General features: G+C 42.6%; 8 protein-coding genes. 1 reads left to right on the forward strand and 7 read right to left on the reverse strand.

Annotated features, from left to right (window positions below):
- The 5 genes from HZC12_06205 to HZC12_06225 all read right to left on the reverse strand — a co-directional run.
- Positions 1-721: hypothetical protein (locus HZC12_06205; GenBank protein MBI5026310.1), on the reverse strand; the 721-nt coding region annotated here is incomplete at its 3' end.
- Positions 712-1119, reverse strand: a complete 408-nt coding sequence (locus HZC12_06210; protein MBI5026311.1) for a hypothetical protein — start codon at positions 1117-1119, stop codon at positions 712-714. The genes HZC12_06210 and HZC12_06205, both read right to left, overlap by 10 nt.
- A gap of 64 nt (positions 1120-1183) precedes the next feature.
- Positions 1184-1375: a hypothetical protein gene (locus tag HZC12_06215; GenBank protein ID MBI5026312.1), complete on the reverse strand. Its 192-nt coding sequence runs from the start codon at positions 1373-1375 to the stop codon at positions 1184-1186.
- Positions 1376-1462: 87 nt separating this feature from the next.
- Complete coding sequence (locus HZC12_06220; GenBank protein MBI5026313.1) at positions 1463-1819, reverse strand: hypothetical protein; 357 nt, start codon at positions 1817-1819, stop codon at positions 1463-1465.
- A 208-nt stretch (positions 1820-2027) separates the two neighbouring features.
- The gene (locus HZC12_06225) at positions 2028-2549 is read right to left on the reverse strand and encodes a transposase family protein (GenBank protein ID MBI5026314.1); all 522 of its coding nucleotides are present in this window, start codon (positions 2547-2549) and stop codon (positions 2028-2030) included.
- A 196-nt stretch (positions 2550-2745) separates the two neighbouring features.
- On the opposite strand from HZC12_06225, the gene xerD reads away from it, so the two are divergent.
- On the forward strand, positions 2746-3669 hold the full coding sequence (gene xerD, locus HZC12_06230; GenBank protein MBI5026315.1) for a site-specific tyrosine recombinase XerD: 924 nt from the start codon (positions 2746-2748) through the stop codon (positions 3667-3669).
- 216 nt (positions 3670-3885) lie between these two features.
- Here xerD and HZC12_06235 read toward each other — a convergent pair whose 3' ends face one another.
- Both HZC12_06235 and secA read right to left on the reverse strand, forming a co-directional pair.
- A complete protein-coding gene (locus tag HZC12_06235) occupies positions 3886-5298 on the reverse strand; it encodes a diguanylate cyclase (GenBank protein MBI5026316.1) in 1413 nt (470 codons plus the stop codon).
- Positions 5291-7960: a preprotein translocase subunit SecA gene (gene secA / locus HZC12_06240; GenBank protein ID MBI5026317.1), complete on the reverse strand. Its 2670-nt coding sequence runs from the start codon at positions 7958-7960 to the stop codon at positions 5291-5293. Before secA ends, HZC12_06235 begins: the two co-directional genes overlap by 8 nt.
- Between the last annotated feature and the right edge of the window lie 264 nt (positions 7961-8224).

An 8224-nucleotide genomic window follows, 5' to 3' on the forward strand; every position in this document is an offset into this window, starting at 1 on the left:
TATATTCGGCAGGGAAATATCCTGCATCCTGAGGTTTTATTGTCTGCCCATCTATTTCAAGGGTTATTGTTTTTCCATCTATATCCATTACCCTGATCTTTCCTGTGAGATTATCGCATTTCTCTGTGAGAACTCTCGATTTTAGCTCTATATGATATCTCTTCTTCTCTTTGCTCCCATCACTGAACTTTATTTCATCACCCTCAGAAGGATTAATCACTTCTTCGTTATCATTAAGCACACGAATCTGTGCGATTGGGATTTCTGTTCTTTTAATCTTCGTTCCAAAAAGGGTCTTTATCTCAACACCACTCTTTATCTCCACATCCGTTCCTCTATTAAGCACTGCCTCTGCCTCGTATTTCATGTTGATGTCAAAATACGAGCCTGCTACAAACACCCCTGTGCCTTCTCCCTGTGTCTTATCCCCTATTAAATACCCTGCCCATTCTTCATTGCCACTGTCGTCTATCGCATAAAGGTCTATATCTGCTATGATGGCATTGTATTCTGAAGGGAGGATTGTATATCTGAGTGTAGTATCCGCTCTCGAATAGCCTTCTTCATCGAGGACTACGATAGGGGGTTCGACTGTGAGTTTTATATCTACTCCATAGACAGTATAAATTGCCTTTGAAGGACTGCTCTTTACAGGCTCTTTTGTGTCTTTATTGAATAAGACCTTCTGCCCTGATTGTAATGTAACTGTCCTTAAGGGCAATATGGGGTTTCGTAGTCCTCTGTTATTGCCTCCCCTGTGAATGGATCATAGAAGACCTCTGGCACCTCTACAGTTGCCTCTCCAAGGGCATCTATCCTGTTTACAGCAGGTTGAGGGCCTGTTGTATACCTTGTCCTGTATTTTCCATTCTGGAGGTTCTCTGTTGGTGTAACTGAGCCCCCACCCTGTATCGGTGTGTATGTGACTGTGCCATCAGTTATAGGCTTGATATTCACGATACCAGATGCCTTTATCCTCCAGCAATCCCTCGGCTCGTTATTCTTTATGCATATGTATGGTCCTTCCATTATATATTCATCATAGAGCATGAATAGCTCTATTTTATCACGCTCTGCTGATGGAGGAAGGGAGGTTTTCTTTTTGTGCAGTTCAAGCATTTGCTCAACGAGAAGCAAGCTTCTGCACATCGGAGAAGGTTGAGAAGGAGAAGAAGTGTTAACCTTATTTTTGTACAGGTATCTCTTCTGGCTTAATCCAGACAATTTTTCCGTCACGCCAGATAACAATAGGATTACCGGCCTGCTTGTGCTTTAATAAAGCATCACGAACACCCTGAGCCAGAGCTCGGGTAATCTTCTCCGGGTCAGCAAACGCTTCTGTGATTTTGTCTTTATGTTCTTTCTTTACTGCCATATTTCTCTTCAATATTATGCCAAATAACTGAATTGTTTACAACTAAGCCCCGTTTTTGATCATTGTAAGTTATCAATTTTGGCTCTCCTATTGGGCCTGCAATGACAATGAGATATTCGGTAGCCATAAAAAAACCAGATGGAAAGCGTAACCTGTTTTACGTAAATCTTTGATCCATGGAGCAAAAGTTTTACTGGCCAACGTCGTTTCAAAAGCAAAATCAACACGCTTTCTTGCAAGATAATGTATGCGCTCAAGCATCACACGTCCTGCATGAAAAACTGCACCCTCAGGTTGAAATCCCGATAGACCTTGAGCAATCAAGTCTGCGTTAACAAACTCAGTTACCTTAAGTGTACCCTTCAGCAGAGAGGGAGCGGTTGTCGATTTCCCGGCGCCGTTAGGGCCTGCAATTACAATGATGTGAGGACGCTGTACAGTCATGATTTATTTCTTCCCTTCCACAATTTCAATCTCCCACTTCTGCCCTTTCAGATAATGTACCTGTTGTACTATCTCAATAATTCGGTAACCTTTTGCAGTTTATCAAAAGGTGTCTCATAATTCAATCCGCCGTGTTTTCTCAGATGATTAAATTCAAATAAAAAGTTCCCAAGGTTCATAATCAGATCTTCCCTCAGATTCAAATGAATTAGGGTAAATGGAGCACTTTCTGAAAAAGTGCTCCATAAAAGAATTCATTCTTAATTATCTTCCAGAAGGCTTCTATTTTGCCATTGGTTTGAGGTCTATAGGGTTTAGTGTATATGTGCTTTATCCCCAGTTCGCTGCACATGGTTTCAAAGGGATGTTCCCTGTCGAGAGTCCCCTTAAACTCAGCTCCATTATCAGACATCACAACTTCAAACTCAAAATTGTATATTTGCTTAAACCAGGATAGAGAGCGAGCCATAAAAGGAGCACTATTTTGATAGTGCTCCATAAAGTATGTAAGAGTAGAGGCTTTTTTATCTTTAAGTATTTCAGCATAGGTCAGCCTCGTGCAATCATCACAAACCGCGCCCATATAAAGCTCTTTGCTTTTAAAAGAACATCGAATATCTTTGGGGAGTTTCGAAACATCAATATGAGCCTGGGCGTACGCCTCTCTTACTGGGCAAAAGAGCCTCATCCATTTTATTGTCTTGAATCCATTTGCGATAATAGCGACCAAGTTCTTTCCTCGATATGTGGTGTGCATCACATAGGTTTTTTACGAATTTAAAGGGTCGCGGATTAATCTTAGCCTTGGTCCTCTCATACTCTTTTAAGATGGGAATCCAACGCTTTACTATAACCTGATTTGAATATTGCATTTTAAACCGCATGTTCAATTGCATTATTTAGATTAAAGAATTAAAATCTTCTTAATGACAGACATAATCGAAAGATTCAATAATTATCTAACAGTAGAAAAAGGGCTTTCCAGAAACACACTCGAGGCATATAAAAGAGACCTTAAAAAATTCAAAAACTATCTCAAAGGTATTGGCAAAGGGCTTACTGATTTTGCAAGAACAGATATTACTGCATATCTCAACCATCTCAGAGACTCCGGCAATCAGACGCCAACTATAACAAGAAGCATCTCTACAATAAGGGGGCTATGTCGCTTCATGCTTTCTGAAGGTATAATTGATGAGGACCCTTCGGAGAATCTGCAAACCCCTAAAGGATGGAAAAGGCTGCCAAAGACATTAAGAATAGACGAGGTCTTCTCTCTAATAAGAATGCCTCTCACAACAGTTCACAGTTCACGGTTCACTGTTCACTGTTTGAGGGACAACGCAATCCTTGAGCTGCTTTATTCCTCAGGACTAAGGGCAAGTGAGATAATAAACTTACGCCCGGGGGACATAAATTTTGAGGCAGGCTTTTTAACAATTACAGGAAAGGGTTCAAAAGAAAGGATTGTGCCAATCAATGAAAACGCCCTGGCGGCTGTGAAGAAATATATTGATGAAGCAAGGCCCAAACTCCTCAGGGATAGGGACTCGTCCATCCTGTTTCTATCGCAGGGCGGTAAACAAATGACAAGGCAGAGGTTGTGGCAAATTATCGTCTCTTATGCAAAAGAGTTATCCTTCGGCATGTCCGCTCAGGACATGCCTTCAGGTATTTCACCCCATACTCTCAGACATTGCTTTGCAAGCCATCTACTTGAGGGGGGCGCTGACCTGCGGGCCGTACAGAAAATGCTTGGCCATGCTGATATTTCTACCACACAGATATATACGAAGGTGACTTCTGAAAGACTCAGAAAGATTCACAAACAATACCATCCCCGCGGCTAACCCCAAGCTTTAAAATTTAGTAATACCAATAAACCTATTCCTGACAAATCACATGGAGCAGGTAGGGGAATCCCGATGCTTCGGGATATACGACACCTTATAAAAAAGACATTATGGAATTGACAAAAAACATTAAAACTAAAAAGTTAAAACAGAATATAAATAATCTGTCGATTATAGAAATTCTGAAACTACCTGCTCCATGTCTCTTTTGGGCTAACCAGTCGCTATGGCATACACGCCATTTCTGGTTGCATATTTCACCTTATACATGGCTTCGTCTGCAAGGTGAATAAGTTCATCTTTGCTTTTTGCATTCTCAGGATAGGACGCAATCCCGAAGCTTGCTGTGAGTTTAAGAGGATACCCCTCTTTTTTCAGAAAGACATGCTGTTCAATAGCCTTCCTGAGCCTTTCCGCTATCTGAAAAGCCGACCTCGGAGATGTCTGGGGCAGGACTATTACAAATTCGTCCCCTCCATATCTGGCCACAATATCTACAGTCCTGAGACCTCTGAGGAGTAACTGGGCAGTCTCAACAAGGACCTTGCTTCCAGCAATATGGCCGTGCTGGTCGTTCACATTCTTGAAATAATCGAGGTCCATGAAAATAGTAGAAACAGACGAACCGTAACGGTTTGAGCGCTCTATCTCCGTTTCAATTGTGCGGTTCAGATAACGGAGGTTAAACAGTTTTGTCAGGTCATCGGTAATAGCCATCTCTGTCATTTTCTGATAAAGGGATGCCCTTTCAATAGCGACTGCTGCATGGTCAACGAGTTTCAATAGAAGGTCGAGGTCTGCTTTTGTAAAAGGCTCGCCTGTGGTCTTATTAACCACCTCAATGACACCGAGGGTCTTATTTTTACTCTTTATCGGGACACACATCAGAGATTTTGTCCTGAAATGAATAGACCTGTCGACCTTACAAGAGAAGCGAGGGTCATTGGATACATCAGGCACCACTATAGGAATCCCCTCCTTTGCAACCCAGCCGGCAATCCCCTCGCCCATCTTCAGCCTGAACTTCTGTATCTTCCTGGCCTCTTTGCCGCTTATCTTCTCAAAGACGAGCTCGCCTGTCTCCTCGTCAACGAGGAGGATGGACCATGCCTCAGCCTTGGTCATCATCTTTGTCTTTTCCATAATTGTATTCAGGATATCTTTAAGTTCCAGGGCCGATGTCAGGGTCTTGCTGATCTCTTCAAAAAAACTGAGCTCCTTTTTCTGTAACCGCAGTTCAGTCTCCAATCTCTGACTTTCTTCCCTTATCGATTTTTCTTCTATAAGTTTTCCGAGCTGATATTCAAGTTCTTTAAAAGACAGAGGCTCATAAACAGGCGCTGTAAGTCTATCTTTTACCCACACCCCCATGCCCCTGAAGGTCTTACTGCTTGAAAAAACTATTTTCGGTATGTCTTTTGTAAGTCTACGAAATTCTTTGAAGTCGTTAGCGCAGGACGAAAAAATTCTGTCAATTATAATCAGGTCAATATTGCCTTTTTTAAGGTAAGACAAAGCCTCTTTAGTGCTCCGCGCTTTGGTAAGAAAATAACCTGCATCTTCAAGGGGACGCTCAAAATTATATACTGAAGACCTTCCTTTATCTATAAGAAGTACATTACGCATTCAGGCCACAACATTTCTTATACTTCTTACCGCTACCACAGGGACAGGGCTCATTTCTTCCAACTTTTTTACCTTTGACAACTGGTTGTGGCCTCTCCCCGCCATCTCCCCTGTTGTATTGAACTTTATGAGGTCTTAAGGCTATCTTTTTTTCAACTTCTTCTTCCCTTGCAATCTGGATTTTGAAAAGCCGGCTGGCAACCTCTGAAGCGATCCTTCCACTCATCTCAGAGAACATTTCAAAAGCCTCCCTCTTATACTCAACAAGAGGGTCTCTCTGGCCATAACCCCTGAGCCCTATGCCCTCCTTTAGATGGTCCATTGCTAAAAGGTGGTCCTTCCACTGAGAATCAACCACCTGCAGGACAACTACCTTCTCTAAATACCTTAATGTGTCACTTCCTATCTCAATCTCCTTGGCTTCATAAGCCCCCTTTACAGCATCTAATATCTCCTGCCGGAACTTTTCGAAACCACGCACCTCAATCCCCATATCTATGGAGAACTGCCTGTAAAGAGCATCCTTTATGCCTTTTATGTCCCATTCCTCAGGGTGTTTGTCTTCAGGGCAGTAAACGGACAAGACCTCATCAACCACATCTTCGGCCATCTCTAAAACCCTGTCTTTGAGCCCATCACTACTGAGTACTTCCCTCCTGAAGGAATAAATCTCGGTCCTCTGTTTGTTCATCACATCGTCATACTCGATGAGATGCTTTCTTATGTCGAAGTTGTGGGCCTCCACTTTTTTCTGGGCATTCTCAATAGCCCTTGTGATCAGTCGGTGTTCGATCGGGACAGATTCTTCCATGCCGAGTTTTCCCATAAGCCCTGCAATCCTATCTGAACCAAAAATCCTCATCAGGTCGTCTTCAAGAGATAAATAAAATTTTGAGGTGCCGGGGTCGCCCTGCCTGCCAGAACGGCCTCTAAGCTGGTTGTCTATTCTCCTGGCTTCATGCCTTTCTGTTCCAAGGATGTGAACTCCTCCTGAGGAAATAACTTTCTCCCTATCTTTTGCGCACAGGTCATGGGCTTTTGCCAGAGCCTCCTCAAATTCTTTCTCTGCATATTCAGCTTTGTCTTTTAAAATATCTTTTGCAATACCTTGAGGGTTTCCTCCAAGGATAATATCAGTGCCTCTTCCTGCCATATTGGTAGCTATGGTAATTGAATGGCTACTGCCTGCCTGAACAATGATCTCGGCTTCTCTCTCATGATATTTTGCATTTAATACAGCGTGGGGAATACCCTTCTTTTTTAACATCGCGCTCAGCAATTCTGATTTCTCTATAGATATGGTGCCAACAAGGACAGGCTGGCCCTTTTTATGGCAGTCAATTATCTCATTAATAACCGCATTAAATTTGCCCTTCTCGGTTTTATAAACAACATCAGGGTAATCATTCCTTATCATAGGTTTATTCGTCGGGATTACGAGAACATCCAGATTATAAATCTTTCCGAATTCCTCTGCCTCTGTGTCGGCTGTTCCAGTCATTCCAGCAAGTTTTTTGTACATCCTGAAATAGTTCTGAAAGGTAATTGTGGCAAGTGTCTGATTTTCACTCTCAATCTTTACAGCCTCTTTTGCCTCGACTGCCTGATGGAGCCCGTCAGACCAGCGCCTTCCAGGCATAAGACGGCCTGTGAACTCATCAACTATTATCACATCTCCGTCCTTTACAACATAGTCAACATCCCTCTTAAAGAGAGTATGGGCCTTGAGAGCCTGATTGACATGATGCAAAAGCTCAATATTTGACGGGTCATAGAGATTACCAACACCTAAAAACCTCTCAACCTTTATATTGCCCTCTTCTGTCAGCATAGCTGTCCTTGCTTTTTCATCTATAACGTAATCTTCCTTATTAAGCCTGGGGATTATTTTGTCTATCCTGTAATACTTGTCAGTTGATTCCTCAGAGGGCCCTGATATTATAAGAGGTGTCCTTGCTTCATCTATCAGGATGCTGTCAACTTCGTCAACTATTGCATAATTAAGCTCTCTCTGGACATAATCATTTATGTCATATCTCATGTTATCTCTCAGATAGTCAAAGCCAAACTCATTATTTGTGCCATAAGTTATGTCAGCATTGTAGGCTTCTTTCCTGGTAACCGGCCTCAAATTGTGAAGCCTCCTGTCAGCCGCATGGTATGAAGGGTCGTAAAGGAAGGATTCTTCATGCTGAATAACACCAACAGAAAGACCGAGGAAATGATAAATCGGCCCCATCCACTGGGTATCCCTTTTGGCGAGGTAGTCATTGACCGTTACTACATGAACGCCGTGGCCTGTTAAGGCATTGAGATACACAGGCAGAGTAGCAACAAGGGTCTTACCCTCACCAGTTTTCATCTCAGCTATCGTGCCCTCATGAAGGACTATGCCGCCAATGAGCTGCACGTCAAAGTGCCTCATTTTCAGCATCCTTTTAGAGACTTCCCTTACAGCTGCGAATGCCTCTGGAAGGATTTCATCGAGAGGCTCTCCGCTCTCAAGCCTCATTCTGAACCCATCTGTCTTTGCCCTGAGGTCTCCATCAGAGAGGGAGGAGATCTGTGGCTCAAAGGAATTAATCTGCTCAACAATGGGCCAGAGACGTTTAAGTTCTCTTTCGTTTTTTGTGCCTATTATTTTTGCAAGTATCCCGAACATATTTTAATGATATACTAAAAATAGCGGTATTATCAAGAATAGTAGCACTCCCCAAGAATAGGGATAGAACTGAGAATCTGAGGCTGCCTTCCCTATCTGAACCCGCATGAACTTCAGGAGTTCCCCCAGAAATAGGGTATAACCGAGGATAAGTCTTTAAGAGAAAAGCAAAAACTGTTATTACGAAGTGGTAGTTGATTGTTTTGGGAAAAATGGGGGAACTTTTTACGGGTAATAAGCTAAACTATGACACCTCATTCCCGC

It is taken from the genome of Nitrospirota bacterium (genome assembly GCA_016214385.1).
GTDB lineage: Bacteria > Nitrospirota > Thermodesulfovibrionia > UBA6902 > JACROP01 > JACROP01.

Bases quoted from the DNA above. Each gene is read 5' to 3' on its own strand.
- HZC12_06215 (MBI5026312.1), bottom strand. From the start codon at position 1,375: ATGGCAGTAAAGAAAGAACATAAAGACAAAATCACAGAAGCGTTTGCT.
- xerD (MBI5026315.1), top strand. From the start codon at position 2,746: ATGACAGACATAATCGAAAGATTCAATAATTATCTAACAGTAGAAAAA.
- secA (MBI5026317.1), bottom strand. From the start codon at position 7,960: ATGTTCGGGATACTTGCAAAAATAATAGGCACAAAAAACGAAAGAGAA.
- HZC12_06210 (MBI5026311.1), bottom strand. From the start codon at position 1,119: ATGCTTGAACTGCACAAAAAGAAAACCTCCCTTCCTCCATCAGCAGAG.
- HZC12_06220 (MBI5026313.1), bottom strand. From the start codon at position 1,819: ATGACTGTACAGCGTCCTCACATCATTGTAATTGCAGGCCCTAACGGC.
- HZC12_06235 (MBI5026316.1), bottom strand. From the start codon at position 5,298: ATGCGTAATGTACTTCTTATAGATAAAGGAAGGTCTTCAGTATATAAT.